Raw genomic sequence first — 18,052 nt, 5'->3', positions numbered from 1 at the left:
GGGAACCTTTATTTACGATCTCCATCAATTCCTCAACTTCTCCTTTACTGAGTTTAATTGTATATCGTATCATAACTGATTGTTTTACGAATATACAATATATTTTTATTACGTCATAATATATTTAACTTAACACTAGTTGTGGTAAATATCAGTAAATCAAAGAATGAAAGCAAATCACAACGATTGCAAATCATCAATCATTTTACTTATTGTTGTGGTAAATATCAGTAAATCAAAGAATGAAAGCAAATCACAACGCAGAAGAGCCGATTGCAAAACCTGCACAAGTTGTGGTAAATATCAGTAAATCAAAGAATGAAAGCAAATCACAACGGAGATCCGTTCATTTACGACCTCCACGCCGTTGTGGTAAATATCAGTAAATCAAAGAATGAAAGCAAATCACAACAAAAAAGACGACAAGTATTTTGTTTATATGTTGTGGTAAATATCAGTAAATCAAAGAATGAAAGCAAATCACAACTAAATAGGGTAGATCCTAGGAGCGGCATGGTTGTGGTAAATATCAGTAAATCAAAGAATGAAAGCAAATCACAACGTTCCTATTAATAGAAAAAAAGTTATTAAAGTTGTGGTAAATATCAGTAAATCAAAAAGAATTAGATTACAATCAGAAAGCTCAGAGTTTTACCGCTAAAAGTTCTTCAGCCAACCGGTGCAAGCCTATTTCAATTTTATAGATTTGCGCCTCGCGTGGCTTCTTCAAACCAGAAGCATAGTGTTGCAATTGCTTTTGATTAATGCCCGTTATCTTCTCAAGTGCTGAGTTTGTAAATATGCCTTTATAATAATTTAACAAGCTTTCAACATCAAAGTTAAATGTAAAATTATAGTCAACATTCGGTATGTTTCCAAGTTCCTTCTGTATATCTACACTCTCAATAACAGATTCCTTTGCCAACTGCACGGTTTCTCCAACACCTGTCACTCCCTCCAGACCAGATGCATAAGCCCAAAAAGCATCTTTGCTTTTTTCAATAATGATTTGCACTGTTTGTGTTGCTTTCATTTTTTGTATATTTTAATTTTTAAGCATACGGGATCATTTTAACCCCATCTCTTTTTTAATTTTCATCTCTGTTCCCTTCGGTACTTCGTCTGAAGCATGAAAAGGAACTGGATAGGTTCTACCCTCTTTTTCGTAAATGTAATGACTTCCACTTGTCCGGATATGCAACCATCCATTCTTTTTAATCTTTCTATGAAACTCCGATGATTTCAACTTTACTATCTGTTTTTGACTAAAAGCTTAAAGGTAGTAAAAATACTACTATTTGGCAATATTTATTTCAAGATAAATTTTAGACTTCTATGGGTCATCTACAAGTGCAATTACCTTTTAAACATTTGTTTGATCGCAAACAATAATGTCTGACCATTGTTTGATAAACATCACAATAGTCAGACAATTAAATTATGGCTAATTTCTTTATGCCAGCTTAACGATTAATCACCAATAATTCTTTTATCGCTTTCTCCCTTGCAGCATTACCAAATACTTCATAGGCGTCCAATATTTTGTCGAATGAAAAGCGGTGTGTAATCAGCTTTTCCGGCTGAATCCTGTTACTCTGCACTGTTTCTAACAGCATAGGTGTGGTGTTTGTATTCACCAAACCGGTCGTAATTGTAATATTCTGTATCCACAATTTTTGCAGTTGCAGATTCACACTCTTTCCATGTACCCCTACATTAGCGATATGACCTCCCGGGCGTATAATGTTCTGGCAAATATCAAAGGTTTGGGGAATAAAACTGTGCCGTAAGTAATACAGACATCCCTATCGGACCAGCACCAACAATGGCGATTGTATCACCGGGCTTTACAGCACCATACAATACGCCTATTTCATGCCCGGTAAGCAAAATATCACTTAACATGACCAGAGCTTCTTCATTCGCTCCCTCAGGAATCAGGTACAGACTATTATCCGCATGCGGGATTCGGACATACCCAGCCTGTGTGCCATCAATCAGGTGTCCGAGGATCCAACCACCATCTTCACAGTGGGAATACATCTGCTTTTTACAATATTCACATTTACCACATGAGGTTATACAGGATATTAGAACATGATCTCCCTTTTTTAAATTATTAACTGCATTACCAACTTCTTCAATAATACCAACACCTTCGTGCCCCAATATACTGCCTTTGGTAACAGCAGGTACATCTCCTTTTAAGATGTGCAAATCCGTACCACATATGGTAGTTTTTAACACTTTTACCACGGCATCAGTTGGCACAATGATCCCGGGTTTTGGAACATCCATTCATTTCTTTTTACCAGGACCTTCATATACAAGTCCCTTCATTGTTTTTATACTTTCAGTTGCCTTTGTGGAACCCATTAAATCCTTGCTCATCTCTTTATGTTTTTATGTTAAATAAAACTGTATCAAATAAAGTTCGTCCATTCCATCCGGAGAAATAATGAGAGAGATCATGCATTTGTCTGACTCTTATCAGTTCTGAAAACCCTGGACCAGGATGAAGTATGTGGAACTGATGTTTCTATTCAGCCTGCTGACTTAGCGGGAGACAATTTAATCCGCAGATTTCCCTCAAACCCTTATCTTTGCCCCAACCAATTAGACCAATTATGTTAAAAGGATTTTTCAAGGTACCTCCACCGGTAAATGAACCAATATTAAATTATGCACCGGGAAGCAGGGAACGTCAATTATTAAAAGAAGCACTTGCTGAAGCCAGAACTGAGCAAATTGATATACCAATGTATATTGCCGGCAAAGAAATCAGATCTGATAAAAAAATACAAATCCATCCACCTCATGATCATCAGCATTTGCTGGGCACTTATAATCAGGGTACAAAACAACATGTTAGCGATGCGATCAATGCGGCACTTGCCGCAAAATCTGAATGGGAGAATCTTCCATGGGAACAGCGTGCAGCAATATTTTTGAAAGCAGCCGACCTGATTGCGGGTCCTTATCGTTATAAACTGAACGCAGCCACTATGCTGGGGCAATCAAAAAATGCATTTCAGGCTGAGATTGATGCGGCTTGCGAACTCATAGATTTCTTAAGGTTCAATGTTAAATACATGTGCGAGATCTACGAGCAGCAGCCCCCTGTATCACCCCGGGGCAGTTGGAACCGCCTCGAACAAAGACCACTTGAAGGCTTTGTTTTTGCACTGACACCATTTAATTTTACCGCTATAGCAGGTAATCTCCCAAGTTCGGCAGCCATGATGGGAAATGTGGTTGTCTGGAAGCCCTCCAACACCCAGATCTATTCGGCCAATATTTTGATGCAAATCTTCCATGAGGCGGGATTACCTGATGGGGTAATTAACCTGGTATACGTTTCAGGACCGGATGCCGGAGAAGTGATCTTTAATCACCCGGATTTTGCTGGAATTCATTTCACAGGGTCTACAGCTGTATTTCAGGATATCTGGAAAACGATTGGAAACAATATTCATAAATACAAAACCTACCCGCGCATCGTCGGAGAAACAGGTGGCAAAGACTTCATTTTGGTACATGGTTCTGCTGATGTGGCGGCTTCAAGTACTGCTATTTTACGTGGTGCTTTTGAATACCAGGGCCAAAAATGTTCGGCCGCATCGAGGGTATATATTGCAGCCTCTGTCTGGCCAAAAATTAAAGAATTACTAATACACGATCTGTCAAGCCTTAAAATGGGGCCAACAGAAGATTTCGGTAATTTTATTAATGCTGTGATCGATGAAAAATCATTTGATAAACTTGCCGGGTATATTGACAGGGCAAAAAGTGACAAGGACTTGGAGATTATTGCCGGAGGCAATTATGACAAATCCAAAGGCTATTTCATTGAGCCGACTATTTTGTTAACCAAAGACCCGTACTATGTGACTATGTGCGAAGAATTATTTGGTCCGGTTCTAACGATCTATGTTTTTGAAGATAAAGACTTTGAAAAAACGCTTGAAATTATAGACAAAACTTCAATTTATGCACTTACAGGTGCTGTATTGGCACAAGACCGTTATGCTTTGACAAAAGCTACCTATGCTTTGAGAAATGCCGCAGGTAATTTTTATTTAAATGATAAATGTACCGGTGCTGTGGTTGGGCAACAGCCATTTGGTGGTGCCAGAGGATCAGGAACAAATGATAAAGCAGGTTCTATGATCAATTTATTGCGCTGGGTATCTCCGAGAACAATCAAAGAAACTTTTGACCCTCCTAAAGATTACCGTTACCCATTTTTGGAAAAGGAATAAAAGAAGGGCAACAACCCCGATTATATAAATTTCGCAACCTTATTAATTTAATATAAAGTCGACATAAAATCTTGTTGTGGTAAGTTTAGATTGAACATTTTCTTTGTTTTGGAAAGCAGGGTCTGTTTCGCTTCGGTTCCGGTTTCCCGTGTTCTGCCCTGGTTTTTTTTGCAGCAGATTTAATGGATATCATGAAAATCAGTATTACAAAAAGCTAGAGCTGCCACCCCCTTTAGGTTTATTTCAAATGGCAAATGGTTCTGTTGACGGGCTATCCGTTCCGATGAAAAACAGTCCCGGGTAAAATAAACCTTGCCGGAGGAGGTAGCTTCCGGCTATTCGTAATTTGAAATAGAACGCAATTTCATGCCGGAACTACCCCGGAGGAAAGGGCTGAACTGGCCAATAGCACACCGGCATTGCTTTCCAAAATCAAATATTTTGGATTAAGAGCCTTATCTGACCAATTATAGTCTTATTGTTTTAACCTTCCTTATGTCGAATTCACGATAATATAAATGATATATTACTTTACTTTCGACTCATCCAGTTTGAATACCTTACCAAGGTTTTCGCTCGATTTAGCGGTAACCTGAAGATCCTTCACTAGTCCGGAATTCAGGTCAATCACCCAGCCATGTATCTCCAGATCCTCTCGTTCACGCCAGGCATTCTGAACGATTGTTGTCTTACAGAGGTTGTAAACCTGCTCAATTACATTTAATTCAACCAGACGATTCAGCTTGACATTCTCATCTGTAATCCTGTCCAGTTCATTACTGTGCAAACGGTAAACATCTTTGATATGCCTGAGCCAGTTATCGATGAGTCCGAATTGCTTATTACTTAACGCAGCGGCTATCCCCCCGCAACCATAGTGGCCCGCAACAATAACATGCTTTACTTTTAACACATTGACCGCATAATCGAGTACACTCAGCATATTCATATCTGAGTGGACACATACATTTGCTATGTTACGGTGCACAAAAACCTGACCCGGCTTTGTATTGGTAACCTCATTTGCAGGAACCCGGCTATCCGAGCATCCAATCCATAACACGTCAGGTTCCTGTCCTGCAGCCAACTTTTTGAAATAATCAGGATCTTTCTCACTCTCGATCTTCACCCAATCACGGTTACCCTGCAGTAATTCTTCGTAACCACGCTTTTGTCTTTCGACCTTGTTTTCTGACATCTTCTCTGACTGTTCTAGTGTACCCCTGATATTAGGCATTTTAATTAATTTATTATGTGTTATGTACAAATTCTTTCACTCTGGGAACATCATAATGCTCACGGATATTAAGAATTTCAACTATCGTGCCCTTAGAAAAGGCATTATGTTTGAAATTATGTATAATCTCAAGCACATCTTTATCAATAAACATTGAATCAGACCCATCAATAATTACATGCGACTCTTTTGGTAATTTCAACAAGGTTTGCTGAATAGCGGCCTTATTTAAAAATGAAACCTCCTGTGCCAGTTTTATCCTGATTACATTCTTCTCACCGTTCTTCTCAATTTTATAAAAATAAGAATTTCTGAGATTAGTTCTGAGAATGTAAAAAATCCCAATCATCATTCCAATTGCCACACCTTTCAACAAATCAGTAAACACCACAGCAAGTACAGTTACAACAAATGGGATAAACTGGTCTCTGCCATTTCGCCACATTTTCTTAAATAAGCTGAGTTTAGCCAGTTTATACCCGGTAATCAGAAGAATAGCAGCCAGACTGGCCAATGGAATTTTATTGAGTAAAAAAGGAATAAAGAGCAATGAAAGCAATAGCCAGAAACCATGATAGATAGCCCCCATCTTTGTCTTGCCTCCTGAATTCACATTAACTGAGGAACGCACAATCACCGAAGTCATTGGCAAACCACCCAACATACCACTAGCAATATTACCTACGCCCTGAGCAACCAGTTCCCTGTTTGTTGGTGAGACCCTTTTGTAAGGATCCATTTTATCAACTGCTTCAATACTTAACAGGGTCTCAATACTCGCAACAATTGCAATTGTAAACGCCACTGTCCATACTTCCTTGTTGCCGATTTGCTCAAAATCAGGAAATACAAACAATCCCATAAACTCATTGTAAGAATTAACAACCGGAATTGTAACCAATTGCTCAGGACTTAAGGCAAGACCGGTATTCTGGAAAACCATACTGAGTACAATTCCAAGAATCACAACCAAAATAGCTGCAGGAATCGCACTCAATTTTTTGATTCCAGGCCAATAGATCATGATCAGTAAGGATAAAACACTGATGATTACAGCGCCATAACTTATCATATCAAGTGAAGAAAGCAGTGCCGAAAAAGTATTTTCATGGTTAAGCTGCATGAAGCTTTCATCACCTTCAAAATCTGAATCAAAGCCCACAGCATGTGGAATCTGTTTCAAAATGAGTATGACACCTATAGCAGCCAGCATACCTTCTATCACAGATGAAGGAAAATAGTTTGCTATAATTCCTGCCTTTAATATTCCAAGAAAAATCTGAAGTATCCCGGCAAGTACAACTGCAAGCAAAAATGTTTCATAGCTGCCAAGGGAAGCAATTGCCCCGAAGACAATCACTGTTAAACCTGCAGCAGGGCCACTAACACTTAGCTGGGATCCGCTGATAGACGCTACTACGATACCGCCGATTACTCCTGTTAATATCCCGGCAAACAGTGGTGCACCTGAAGCAAGTGCAATTCCCAGACACAAAGGCAAGGCAACCAGGAATACAACAATACTGGCAGGCAGATCTTTTTTAACCGTGCTCGCAGCGAAGTACTGACTAAAATTAAATATTGAATTTTTCTTTTCCATTAAAGCTTATTTAGAGGTATTGAATTTTATTATTCTTTTTTTATCGCCTGCCCGGTATTTAAGGACAGTCGCCATTTTGATTAAAACCCTGTTTTTAATTTGACAGTACTTACTAAAGAGGCTGATGTTCAGTTTCAGCATTAAAGTGTGCCAAATCAAACGTCTCCTCGAAAAATTCAACCTCACCTGTACTTATATCATACATGCCTCCGATAATTCGGATTTGCTGATTTTGAAGAAGTTCCCGGATGATATCACTTCCATTAATTATGGTTTCAATTTGTTTATGCACATTATTATGTAATACATTATTCAAAAACACTTTATTCGAACCATTACGATCGCTGAGGGTTTCTGTTTCAGCTTCAATTGCGGGATTAATATGTTTCAGTAATACCTCAAGGTTACCCATTTGAACATTATTACAGGCTGCAGTGACTGCACCGCAATTGGTGTGTCCAAGTACCACTATCAGTTTACTCCCTAATACCTTACAGGTATATTCCAGACTTGCAATGGCTTCCGGACTTGCCACATTACCTGCCAGCCGAATACTAAAAATATCACCAAGGCCCTGATCAAATATCAGTTCTGTAGCTAAGCGTGAATCACTGCAATTTAAAACTGCAGCGAAAGGCCACTGTCCTGTAGCTGTTTCCATGATGATTTGTTGATTATCGCGGTTATAGCTAAGGTTTTTACAAAAGCGGCTATTCCCATCCTTTAAAAACTCCAGTGCTAAACGCGGTGTGAGTAATTCCCTTGATTGTTCTTTATGATGTCTCATTCGTTAAATTGCTGTATATGAATTAATTGATAATTAAATTCTCGCCAAAAAATAGCAGAATTGCGGATTTTAACGCTTTAAAAGACGATCGAATAAATTCAAGAGAATTATTTCATTTTTTTGAATAAATAGAAAATTACCAGAACCAATAAATGATTAAACAGGAAATTAATGGTCTACAAAAAAAAATGAAAAGGGTGATGAAGCGTTAAATCAGATTTAACAGTTTGGAGGAGGTGTGGGAACAGATGGGAAAAATGATTCTATTAAAAACTGGCTCCTTGCACTGTATTTTTTCAATGCAACAGAAGTTTGAGGGCTGGATAGATTAAATTTGAATATACCACTTAACCATTCCCCTTTATTTAATGATTCTTTAGCCTGATCAATGCCCTTTGATGCATTTGTTTCAATCTCAAGCTGCATAATTACAGCATTGACAATTCTGTTATCAATATGATCGGCGATTAAAGGTGCGATGGATATGACCATCTTTGCGAAAAAGATGAATAAAAAGACGAAGCTGAATAGTTTTTTAGCGAATTCCTTTTTCATCTAAGTACACCTTCAGTGTTATAAGCTTTCGATACCACCCCACAAAGCTAACACAAACTGTTACCAATGTACTAAAAATCAGAAAATTTATGAAATCGTTACATAAAATCAACAACCGAAAAAACAAATCAGATGCCAAGTTCAAATTGGGTTAAAATCCCCCATTTATTTCCGGGATGCCTGAGTGCATAGTTACCATCCGTTGCTATGTAATTCAGGTTCAGCTGCATCTTAACCCTATGCTTATTAAAATACTTTGTCGCGCCCAATTCGAGTATATTTTTCCTGTCTTCATGAGCCAGAATTTTGGCTGAAGGTGTCAGTCGGGAATATCTGAAAGCAAATTCAATATTAGATGGAAAGATATAGGAAGCCTGGTGGTTTATTCCATTTCCGGTAAAAGCATACCTCAGGCTTCCGGATGTGTTATAGGTTAGCGGATTATCAACATGCCTTTTAATATATTCTACTGAATATGCCCAGCCTCTGTATTTCCCGATTGCATCAATCATCCAGGTTGCCATTTCTACCGGATTGTAAAGTTCCTTGCCAAGCTGCCCACCAGTCCTGTTGGTCTTCTTATTCATGCTATAACCTGCCGCAATAGAAATTTTCGGTTTAGGTTCACGCTCCAGGTCACCCTCCGAATAATCGCCACCACCGGTAAAAGATCCCAAAGGCAAAAACTCTATACGGCCAGTATAAGCCAAACCATTATCAGTTGAATTTACACTTCGTCCTTCTCCTGTTGTGATTGCACCTTTTAAATGATAATCCATTTCACCGATCTTATTATGATAATAAGCTTTAAGTCCGAAATCACGATCAATAGTCATGGTGCCATTCACTATTGAACGATCTGCAAACTGCAACTGACCCGATGAGTTAACCCTTTGTCTGTTTCCCGGTAGTTTATTCTGCCCAAATCCTATGTAAAACTTTGGAGTAAAATGGTAGAAGATGATAGCATCCCTTACAATATTGGCAATACCTGTGTTGTCAACGTCCTGATCACCGCGGGTAAATGCCAATTGTACACTATAAGTTAATTTAGGATTCATGATAAATCCATCAACACGCATTCTTAATCTGCGAACACGTGCATCATATTCATTAAAACTGAGATCAGATCCAGAAGTAGTAAAGGCTCCGATCCTGTTCTGCATCCGGAAACGAAAATTAATATAGAAAGAAGAATCCGGAGATTTAAATTGCAATCCTGTGAAATTATGGATCATTGCACCTTCATCCCTCTCATTCTGAGCAAAAACGTTAGTACAAACCAGCGATAAAAAAATTAATGATACAAGTCTAAGAAAGGACATCCGATATTTTTTGCGAAATTAATGATTATTTAACACTATTTTAATTCTGAAAGAACGTCCCTAAAGTTTAAACGGAAAATTCTCAATTACATGCATTTTTAATTTTCCGGGAACAGAAAAAACAAGCAATTTTCAATTGCTTTATGCATTTTTTAGTATTTTCACGGTTCCGAATAACCAATCATAATCCTGCAAATTGTGGATAAAAGAACTCAAATATTAAGGAAGAAGCAAGAAGCAGCCCTGCTGGGTGGTGGTAAGGCGAGAATTGAAAGTCAGCATAAAAAAGGCAAACTAACTGCCAGGGAACGCCTGCATTTTTTGCTGGATGAAGGTTCTTTTGAAGAGATAGGGATGCTGGTGATGCACCGCTCAAAGGACTTTGGCATGGAGAAAGAGCATTATCCGGGAGATGGGGTTGTTACAGGCTATGGCACCATCAATGGAAGGCTTGTTTATGTCTTTTCACAGGATTTTACTGTTTTCGGCGGTTCACTTTCAGAAACTCATGCAGAAAAGATCTGCAAGATCATGGATCTTTCGATAAAAAATGGTGCACCCTTAATCGGGCTGAATGATTCGGGAGGCGCCCGTATTCAGGAGGGAGTTGTTTCATTGGGAGGCTATGCGGATATTTTCTACAGAAATACCATGGCATCAGGAGTTGTTCCACAGATCTCGGCAATCATGGGGCCCTGTGCAGGAGGTGCTGTATACTCCCCTGCCATCACTGACTTTGTATTGATGGTTGAAAACACATCCTATATGTTCGTCACCGGACCAAACGTAGTGAAAACAGTCACCCATGAAATTGTTAGTTCAGAGGAGCTGGGTGGTGCCGCTGCACATGCCACCAAATCGGGTGTCACACATTTCGCATGCAGCGATGAGCTCGATGCCATCAATCATGTAAAAAAACTGCTCTCATTCATGCCACAGAACTGTGAGGAAACCGCTCCATCAATTGCGTATGAAAGTACAGATGAATCAAGGCCAAAACTGGATGATATTATCCCTGAAAATAATTCTCAGCCCTATGATATCCGTGAGGTAATTTCAGAAGTATGTGATGAGGGTACTTTTCTGGAGGTTCATAAAGACTTTGCCGAAAATATTGTGGTTGGCTTTGCAAGACTTGCGGGCAGAAGTATAGGTATTGTTGCAAATCAGCCTGCTTTTTTAGCGGGGGTTTTAGACATTAAATCTTCTGTAAAGGGCGCACGTTTTGTTCGTTTCTGCGACAGTTTTAACATCCCCCTGCTGGTTCTGGAGGATGTTCCGGGATTCCTTCCGGGTACTGACCAGGAATGGAATGCGATCATTACAAACGGTGCGAAATTATTATATGCATTCTGCGAAGCTACAGTCCCAAGAATAACCGTGATTACCCGTAAAGCTTATGGTGGTGCATACGATGTGATGAACTCCAAGCATATAGGCGCAGACATGAACTATGCCTGGCCGGGAGCTGAAATTGCAGTGATGGGAGCTAAAGGAGCAGCCGAAATCATTTTCAAAAAAGAGATCAGCTCTGCAGAGGATCCAAATGCGCGCTGGATAGAGAAGGAAAAAGAGTATTCGGACATCTTCGCAAACCCATATAGAGCAGCAGAAAGAGGTTTTATAGATGAGGTAATTGAGCCATCCCAAACCCGGAAAAAGCTGATCAAAGCTTTTAAAATGCTGGAGAACAAGGTGGTTAATAACCCTAGGAAGAAACATGGGAATATGCCTTTGTAAACAGCCTTAAAATGTCTCATATAGAACAAATTCCCCCGGAACTTACCTGGCGTATTCGCCGGCAGGTTTTGTATCCGGATCAGGAATTCGAAAAGGCTATTCTTGATACTGATGATGATGGTATGCACCTGGGCTTATTTTATGAAAATAAGCTGATCAGTGTGGTTTCATTATTCAGGAAGGAGAATGAGATGCAGTTACGCAAATTTGCGACGATTGAAGAATACCAGAGCAGAGGTTTTGGAACGGAACTATTAAGGTATCTGATCGATATAGCAGAAACAGAAAATTGTGAACGGATCTGGTGTAATGCACGCAAAAATGCTTCAGGTTTTTATGCTAAATTTGGTTTTACAGAAACCGATAAAGCCTATCATAGGGATGGACATGATTTCGTGATCATGGAAAAAATTTGTTTTAAGAATCAGAAACAATGAACGACATTCTTCAAACCCGCCAATTTGAAAGCTTAATTTTTGAATTAAGGGGTTTTAAGGTAATGATTGATACGGATTTAGCCTCACTGTATGAAACAGAAACAAAAAAGCTCAAGCAGCAGGTAAAAAGAAATGAAGATAGGTTTCCTTCTGATTTTATGTTTGTGCTTACAAATGAAGAAAAAGAGCAACTGGTCACAAATTGTGACCGGTTAAATAACCTCAAACATTCCAGCATCAGCCCAATGGCATTTACTAAGCAAGGGGTAGCAATGTTATCCTCTGTATTGCGATCGCCCAAAGCGGTTAAAATTAATATCGAAATTATGCGTGCTTTTGTATATTACAGGCAGATCCTCTTGCAAAATCAGGATTTATACAAAAAGGTTAAAGAGCTGGATGATAAGATCAATCACGTTTACCGCTTTTTATTAAATAAGATTGAAATCAGTAAAAGCAGCATAGAGCCGGTTGGCTATAAATTAAAATCCAAGAAAGAACAGAAATAATGACAAAGAAAAAAGAGCAGAAACATATCCCGGTAGTTACTAAGAAATCACTGGAATTTTTTGAAAAATACATCAATAATCCCTCACCTACCGGCTTTGAGTGGGAAGGTCAAAGAATGTGGCTTGATTATATAAAACCCTATACTGATGAGTATATGGTAGATAATTATGGTACTGCGGTTGCAGTAATTAACCCAAAAGCCGAATTCAAGGTAGTAATAGAAGCTCATGCTGATGAGATCTCCTGGTTCGTTAATTATATCACCAAAGATGGATTAATTTATGTGATTAAAAACGGAGGATCTGACCATCAGATCGCACCATCAAAGCGGGTTAATATTCACACCGATAAAGGAATTGTCAAAGCATTATTTGGCTGGCCTGCTATCCATACCCGTAGTGGTGAAAAAGAAGAAGCTCCAACCTTAAAAAACATTTTCCTGGATTGTGGCTGCACCACCAAAGAAGAGGTTGAAGAATTAGGAATACATGTTGGTTGTGTAGTTACCTACGAAGACGAATTCATGGTGTTGAATGACCGTTATTATGTGGGCAGGGCACTTGATAACCGCGCCGGCGGTTTTATGATTGCCGAGGTTGCCCGTTTGCTAAAAGAAAACAAAAAGAAATTGCCTTTCGGACTTTATATCGTCAACTCTGTGCAGGAAGAGATCGGATTACGAGGGGCAGAAATGATTGCTCACCGGATCAAACCGAATATCGCAATCATCACCGATGTGACGCATGACACCCAAACACCGATGATTAACAAGATCACCCAGGGCGATCTTGCGTGTGGAAAAGGACCTGTGGTATCTTATGCCCCTGCAGTTCAAACCAATTTGAATAAATTACTGATCAAAGCAGCCGAAGCAAATAATATTCCTTTCCAACGCCAGGCGTCTTCACGCTCTACCGGAACTGATACCGATGCCTTTGCCTATTCAAATGATGGGGTAGTTTCTGCATTGATCTCACTTCCTTTGCGTTATATGCACACCACAGTTGAAATGATCCATAAAGAAGATGTAGACAACGTTATACGATTGATTTATGAATCTTTATTGAGCATTGAAGTTGGACATGATTTTAGATCGATAAAATAGTTGACAATGGAGAATTGAGACCCGGTAACTATCGGATTGAAAACTGTGGTTTTGGAAGAATTATAGACAATGGAGAAGGATATTATCCCCCTCACGAGGGGGGTGCGTAAGGCATAAGCGGTTGGAGGGGGAGGATTTATCCAATACCTCCCCCTGCCCCCTCTGTCCAAAGGACTCCTTCGGAGGAGGGGGATAAGCAAGGTGCCCAGGGATTGTGCTGAAAAGAGAGGATTGATACCCAATGGCTATCGGGTTGATAGTTGAGGTCCCTCCTGCGTCGGGATGACAAATATCATATTGAAATGTAATTTTTAAATAAACCAATAAATTACTAACCAACTAACAACTATTATAGTATTGAAATGTGATTTTTAAATGAACCAATAAATTGCTAACCAACCAACAACTAACCAACTGACAACTAAAGTATATGAAAAGAACCACCATCCTTCTGACAGCATTAACGCTAATTTGCAGTTTTGCTTCAGCGCAGGATATTCAGGGTTATCAAAAGCCTCCTCCGCCAATTCTCAGTTTATTTGAGTCGGCTGTGAGCCCGGTTGTTAGGGTCAGCTCAGATGGAGAATGGATGCTTTTACTTGAAATGGAGGATCTTCCTTCTATTGCAGAATTATCTCAGGCCGAGCTACGCCTTGCAGGACAGCGAATAAATCCCACCAACAACGGACAAAGCCGCAGCGCTGCTTACAAGGGCATAAAAATCATTGCCGTAAGTTCAGGAACCGAATACACCCTTAACGGACTCCCAAATGAACCCCGACTTTCGGGAATTACCTGGTCTCCTGATGAAAGTAAGATTGCCTTTTTACACAATGGGGCAAAGGGTATCGAATTATGGGTGGCTGATCTGAAATCCCTTCAGGCAAATCGATTAAGTATCTTTTATATAAATAATACTTACGGTAATAGCTTTATCTGGAACCCTGACGGGAAAAGCATTCTTGCCAAATTCATTCCCGATGGAAGATCTGCTGTATCTGCACAAAATATAAGTCCTGAAGAACCTTTAATTCAGGAAAATACCGGCAAATCAGCCCCTGTTCCAACCTATCAGGATCTTTTGAAAAATCCCTATGATGAAAAACTTTTTGATCATTACTTCACATCGCAGTTAAAACAGGTTAATCTGCAAGGGCAGTCAGCCAATTTTCTACAGCCCGCCATCATTCGCTCGATGGAATATTCACCTGATGGGGAATTTTTATTAATGGCGAACATAACCCGTCCCTACTCCTATCAGGTTCCGATAAGTGCTTTCCCTTTTACAACTTCAATATATGACGAAGAAGGAAAGCTGATCAAAAAACTTCATGAAGCACCTCTGGCAGAGAATATTCCCGCCGGATTTGACGGAGTTCCCAAAGGACCAAGAGCTTTCGGCTGGCGGGCAGATAAGGGATCAGTCCTTTACTGGGTTGAGGCCCTTGACAATGGTAATCCGGCGCAGCAGGCAACAATTCGTGATATTGTTTACACACAGCCCGCTCCATTCAACCAATACCCGCTTAAACTTGCGGAATGCTATTTTCGTTTCAATTCGATTGTATGGGGTGATGATAAAGTAGCGATACTGACCGAGCGCTGGTGGAAAACCCGTTTTGAAAGAAGATCATTCATTAAACCTTCCAATGTAAACTTCAGGGTTAATCTTTATGACCGCTATTTTGAGGATGGATATACTGACCCCGGAGTGATCTTAACTCAAAAAAATGAGTTTAATAGAAATGTACTTCTGACTGAGTTCAATGCACTGAAACGAATCAGTGATCCCGACAATGTCAATATTTTCACCATCAGTGATGGCGCTTCACCCGAAGGTGATCGTCCATTCCTTCAAAAGTTCAATATCAAGACTAAGCTGATGGACACCTTATTCCGATCAGCTTCTCCTTATTATGAGCGGCCGGTATTTTTCAGCAATGGAAAATTTATGATCAATAGCCGGGAATCCGGCGACTCGGTTCAGAATTATTACAGGATCAATCTTGAGGATAAAAGCTATACCCGCTTAACTAATTTCACAGATCCATACCCTGAACTTAATGGTGTTAAAAAGCAGCAGATAAGCTATAAAAGACTGGATGGAATTACTTTAGGGGGAACACTGTACCTGCCTGCAGGATTCAAAACAGGTGATCCGGCTCTTCCGGTACTCATTTGGGCCTACCCAAGAGAATTCAAGACTGCAGCAGCAGCCGGCCAGACCAAAGGTTCGCCTCATAAATTCAGTATCATTAGTAAAGCTTCGCCTGTTTACTGGGTAACCAGGGGATATGCCGTTCTCGACAATGCTGATATGCCTGTAGTCGGTGAAAGTAATACAGAACCCAACGATACATTTGTAGAACAGATCAGGTACAACGCAGAAGCTGCGATTAACCATCTGGTGGATATGGGGGTTGCCGACCGGAAACGGATTGCAATCGGTGGCCACTCCTATGGTGCATTCATGACAGCCAATCTTTTAGCCCATACCGACCTTTTTGCAGCCGGCATTGCGCGAAGCGGGGCCTACAACCGCAGTCTGACTCCATTTGGATTTCAAACCGAAGAGCGTACTTTCTGGCAGGCACCGGCAGTTTATACGCGAATGTCGCCATTTGCCTATGCCGATAAGATTAAAACCCCTATTCTGCTTATCCATGGGCAGGCAGACAATAATACAGGGACTTACCCTATGCAAAGTGAGCGATTTTATACCGCATTAAAAGGGCACGGTGCCACTGCCCGTCTGGTACTTTTACCATCCGAGTCGCATGCTTACCAGGCCAAAGAATCATTAATGCACATGCTCTGGGAAATGGACAGATGGCTTGAGAAATATGTAAAGAATAAATAATTCTCATCCTCAATTGTACATTTTAATTTAATTTAGTATTTGGTCAGGGTTTAACTCAATTCGTTATTCAAACCGGTTTAATTCAATTGTATGGATAGAGTTTCCAATTTTACAGAGAAAATAAAGACATCTTATACCGCTAAAGGAGAGAGTATTTATTTAGGGGCCGGTATACTTGACGGCGAAATTATTGCTGGCGCAGAGGTGAATCTTTCCTTAAAAATGATGAATCGCCACGGCCTGATAGCAGGTGCTACCGGTACAGGAAAAACCCGGACGCTTCAACTGATTGCAGAACAGCTTTCTGATGCCGGGGTTCCGGTTTTCATGCTGGATGTAAAAGGAGACCTCTCGGGTTTGAATCAAGCGGGATTTACAAATCCAAAAATTGAAGAAAGAGCAACAGCACTGAATATTACCTACAGTCCATCAGGATTCCCTGTCGAGCTATATTCATTATCCGGAAAGAAGGGTGCCCAGATGCGTGCAAGTGTGCTTGAATTTGGCCCGGTGCTCCTATCGAAAATTCTGGGGCTGAATGAAACCCAGTCGGGAGTGATGGCAGTCATCTTCAAATATGCCGATGATAATAAGCTTCAGTTGGTTGATCTCGACGACCTGAAAAAGGTAATCTCTTACCTTTCCAGCGGACCCGGAGCGGCCGAAATTAAAGAGAGCTATGGCAGTATTTCGGGATCTACTTCAGGGACAATACTCCGGAAAATAGTTACTATAGAACAGCAGGGACTGGCACAGATATTCGGGGAAAAATCATTTGATATACAGGATATGTTCAGTCGCGTAGATGGTAAAGGAGTAATCAGTCTCCTAAACATTTCAGACGTACAGAATCAGCCGGTTCTATTTTCAACCTTTCTGTTAAGTCTGCTGGCCGAAATCTTTTATACAATGCCCGAAGCCGGTGATATTGAGAAACCCAAACTGGTTTTCTTTTTTGATGAAGCACACCTGCTGTTCAAAGATTCGCAAAAGGCGTTCCTTGAGCAGATAGAAACGATCATCCGACTGATTCGTTCAAAAGGTATTGGCGTGTTTTTTTGTACCCAAAGTCCGATGGATGTTCCAGATACTATACTTGGACAGCTTGGAAACAGAGTTCAGCATGCCCTAAGAGCATTTACTCCGAATGATGTTGAGGCTTTGAAAAAAACAGTAAACACCTATCCCCGATCCGAATTTTATGAAATAGACCGGGTTCTTACCTCTCTAGGTACAGGTCAGGCATTAATTACTGTGTTGAATGAAAAGGGGATCCCAACAGAGGTGGTTGCGACACATTTAATTCCTCCAAGAGCAATCATGGGACCGATGTCTGAAGCAGATTGTGATACCCTGATGCAATCGAGCTCACTTTATCAAAAGTATCAGGAAGTGATCGACCCAATCAGTGCTCATGACATTCTGACCCAACGTATCAACGAAAAAATGGCGGCGGATGAAGAAGTAAAAGAGCAGGAAATAGAAAACAGACCGAGTTCGAGAGCAGAGAAAAGTACCTTCGAGAAGGTGATCAATGCTCCGATTACCCGGCAAATCGGAACAGCCATTGTAAGAGGCTTGTTCGGAATGCTGACCGGCAAAAAACCCCGCATAAGATATTAAGGACAGATAAA

The 18,052-nt window shown here is 40.3% G+C and carries 16 protein-coding genes and 1 CRISPR repeat array; of the genes, 7 read left to right on the top strand and 9 right to left on the bottom strand.

Annotation, left to right across the window (positions count from 1 at the left end):
• Positions 1–214 precede the first annotated feature (214 nt).
• Positions 215–562: a CRISPR direct-repeat array (repeat unit 46 nt; unit sequence GTTGTGGTAAATATCAGTAAATCAAAGAATGAAAGCAAATCACAAC).
• An 81-nt stretch (positions 563–643) separates the two neighbouring features.
• From Q8M41_RS04640 to Q8M41_RS04625, 4 genes are all read right to left on the bottom strand, one after another.
• Positions 644–1,033 (bottom strand): type II toxin-antitoxin system HicB family antitoxin, encoded by a 390-nt coding sequence (locus tag Q8M41_RS04640; protein ID WP_305364079.1) that lies wholly within the window; start codon positions 1,031–1,033, stop codon positions 644–646.
• A gap of 33 nt (positions 1,034–1,066) precedes the next feature.
• On the bottom strand, positions 1,067–1,246 hold the full coding sequence (locus tag Q8M41_RS04635) for a type II toxin-antitoxin system HicA family toxin (protein WP_305364078.1): 180 nt from the start codon (positions 1,244–1,246) through the stop codon (positions 1,067–1,069).
• Between the two features lie 217 nt (positions 1,247–1,463).
• Positions 1,464–1,616 (bottom strand): hypothetical protein, encoded by a 153-nt coding sequence (locus Q8M41_RS04630; protein ID WP_305364077.1) that lies wholly within the window; start codon positions 1,614–1,616, stop codon positions 1,464–1,466.
• Between the two features lie 142 nt (positions 1,617–1,758).
• Positions 1,759–2,298 carry an alcohol dehydrogenase catalytic domain-containing protein gene (locus Q8M41_RS04625; RefSeq protein WP_305364076.1) on the bottom strand — a complete coding sequence of 180 codons (540 nt, stop codon included), beginning with the start codon at positions 2,296–2,298 and terminating at the stop codon, positions 1,759–1,761.
• Positions 2,299–2,627: 329 nt separating this feature from the next.
• Between Q8M41_RS04625 and pruA the strand changes: the two genes are divergently transcribed.
• Positions 2,628–4,262, top strand: coding sequence for an L-glutamate gamma-semialdehyde dehydrogenase (pruA, locus tag Q8M41_RS04620; protein WP_305364075.1), 1,635 nt, complete (start codon positions 2,628–2,630; stop codon positions 4,260–4,262).
• 526 nt (positions 4,263–4,788) lie between these two features.
• On the opposite strand, the gene can is transcribed toward pruA, so the two are convergent.
• From can to Q8M41_RS04595, 5 genes are all read right to left on the bottom strand, one after another.
• The gene (gene can, locus Q8M41_RS04615) at positions 4,789–5,460 is read right to left on the bottom strand and encodes a carbonate dehydratase (protein ID WP_305364081.1); all 672 of its coding nucleotides are present in this window, start codon (positions 5,458–5,460) and stop codon (positions 4,789–4,791) included.
• 52 nt (positions 5,461–5,512) lie between these two features.
• Positions 5,513–7,099 carry a SulP family inorganic anion transporter gene (locus Q8M41_RS04610; protein WP_305364074.1) on the bottom strand — a complete coding sequence of 529 codons (1,587 nt, stop codon included), beginning with the start codon at positions 7,097–7,099 and terminating at the stop codon, positions 5,513–5,515.
• Between the two features lie 112 nt (positions 7,100–7,211).
• The gene (locus Q8M41_RS04605; RefSeq protein ID WP_305364073.1) at positions 7,212–7,886 is read right to left on the bottom strand and encodes a carbonic anhydrase; all 675 of its coding nucleotides are present in this window, start codon (positions 7,884–7,886) and stop codon (positions 7,212–7,214) included.
• 219 nt (positions 7,887–8,105) lie between these two features.
• Positions 8,106–8,441, bottom strand: coding sequence for a hypothetical protein (locus Q8M41_RS04600; protein WP_305364072.1), 336 nt, complete (start codon positions 8,439–8,441; stop codon positions 8,106–8,108).
• Between the two features lie 128 nt (positions 8,442–8,569).
• Positions 8,570–9,766: a porin gene (locus Q8M41_RS04595; protein ID WP_305364071.1), complete on the bottom strand. Its 1,197-nt coding sequence runs from the start codon at positions 9,764–9,766 to the stop codon at positions 8,570–8,572.
• 198 nt (positions 9,767–9,964) lie between these two features.
• On the opposite strand from Q8M41_RS04595, the gene Q8M41_RS04590 reads away from it, so the two are divergent.
• The 6 genes from Q8M41_RS04590 to Q8M41_RS04565 all read left to right on the top strand — a co-directional run bounded on the left by Q8M41_RS04590 (position 9,965) and on the right by Q8M41_RS04565 (position 18,041).
• The gene (locus tag Q8M41_RS04590; RefSeq protein ID WP_305364070.1) at positions 9,965–11,506 is read left to right on the top strand and encodes an acyl-CoA carboxylase subunit beta; all 1,542 of its coding nucleotides are present in this window, start codon (positions 9,965–9,967) and stop codon (positions 11,504–11,506) included.
• Positions 11,507–11,517: 11 nt separating this feature from the next.
• Positions 11,518–11,943: a GNAT family N-acetyltransferase gene (locus Q8M41_RS04585; protein ID WP_305364069.1), complete on the top strand. Its 426-nt coding sequence runs from the start codon at positions 11,518–11,520 to the stop codon at positions 11,941–11,943.
• Complete coding sequence (locus tag Q8M41_RS04580) at positions 11,940–12,452, top strand: ORF6N domain-containing protein (RefSeq protein ID WP_305364068.1); 513 nt, start codon at positions 11,940–11,942, stop codon at positions 12,450–12,452. The genes Q8M41_RS04585 and Q8M41_RS04580 overlap by 4 nt, the downstream gene beginning before the upstream one ends.
• Positions 12,452–13,558: a M42 family metallopeptidase gene (locus Q8M41_RS04575; RefSeq protein WP_305364067.1), complete on the top strand. Its 1,107-nt coding sequence runs from the start codon at positions 12,452–12,454 to the stop codon at positions 13,556–13,558. Before Q8M41_RS04580 ends, Q8M41_RS04575 begins: the two co-directional genes overlap by 1 nt.
• Before the next feature lie 430 nt (positions 13,559–13,988).
• On the top strand, positions 13,989–16,418 hold the full coding sequence (locus Q8M41_RS04570) for a prolyl oligopeptidase family serine peptidase (protein WP_305364066.1): 2,430 nt from the start codon (positions 13,989–13,991) through the stop codon (positions 16,416–16,418).
• A 90-nt stretch (positions 16,419–16,508) separates the two neighbouring features.
• Positions 16,509–18,041 (top strand): helicase HerA-like domain-containing protein, encoded by a 1,533-nt coding sequence (locus Q8M41_RS04565; protein WP_305364065.1) that lies wholly within the window; start codon positions 16,509–16,511, stop codon positions 18,039–18,041.
• Positions 18,042–18,052 lie beyond the last annotated feature (11 nt).

This window comes from Daejeonella sp., assembly GCF_030684675.1.
Taxonomy (GTDB): domain Bacteria; phylum Bacteroidota; class Bacteroidia; order Sphingobacteriales; family Sphingobacteriaceae; genus Daejeonella.
This window is presented reverse-complemented; position numbering and strand designations above follow the sequence as displayed.

Excerpts from the sequence above, each read along its gene's own strand:
- pruA (WP_305364075.1), top strand. The coding sequence starts at position 2,628 with ATGTTAAAAGGATTTTTCAAGGTACCTCCACCGGTAAATGAACCAATA.
- Q8M41_RS04640 (WP_305364079.1), bottom strand. The coding sequence starts at position 1,033 with ATGAAAGCAACACAAACAGTGCAAATCATTATTGAAAAAAGCAAAGAT.
- Q8M41_RS04585 (WP_305364069.1), top strand. The coding sequence starts at position 11,518 with ATGTCTCATATAGAACAAATTCCCCCGGAACTTACCTGGCGTATTCGC.
- Q8M41_RS04575 (WP_305364067.1), top strand. The coding sequence starts at position 12,452 with ATGACAAAGAAAAAAGAGCAGAAACATATCCCGGTAGTTACTAAGAAA.
- Q8M41_RS04570 (WP_305364066.1), top strand. The coding sequence starts at position 13,989 with ATGAAAAGAACCACCATCCTTCTGACAGCATTAACGCTAATTTGCAGT.
- Q8M41_RS04565 (WP_305364065.1), top strand. The coding sequence starts at position 16,509 with ATGGATAGAGTTTCCAATTTTACAGAGAAAATAAAGACATCTTATACC.
- Q8M41_RS04605 (WP_305364073.1), bottom strand. The coding sequence starts at position 7,886 with ATGAGACATCATAAAGAACAATCAAGGGAATTACTCACACCGCGTTTA.
- Q8M41_RS04610 (WP_305364074.1), bottom strand. The coding sequence starts at position 7,099 with ATGGAAAAGAAAAATTCAATATTTAATTTTAGTCAGTACTTCGCTGCG.
- Q8M41_RS04580 (WP_305364068.1), top strand. The coding sequence starts at position 11,940 with ATGAACGACATTCTTCAAACCCGCCAATTTGAAAGCTTAATTTTTGAA.
- Q8M41_RS04600 (WP_305364072.1), bottom strand. The coding sequence starts at position 8,441 with ATGAAAAAGGAATTCGCTAAAAAACTATTCAGCTTCGTCTTTTTATTC.
- can (WP_305364081.1), bottom strand. The coding sequence starts at position 5,460 with ATGTCAGAAAACAAGGTCGAAAGACAAAAGCGTGGTTACGAAGAATTA.
- Q8M41_RS04625 (WP_305364076.1), bottom strand. The coding sequence starts at position 2,298 with ATGGATGTTCCAAAACCCGGGATCATTGTGCCAACTGATGCCGTGGTA.
- Q8M41_RS04630 (WP_305364077.1), bottom strand. The coding sequence starts at position 1,616 with ATGCTGTTAGAAACAGTGCAGAGTAACAGGATTCAGCCGGAAAAGCTG.
- Q8M41_RS04595 (WP_305364071.1), bottom strand. The coding sequence starts at position 9,766 with ATGTCCTTTCTTAGACTTGTATCATTAATTTTTTTATCGCTGGTTTGT.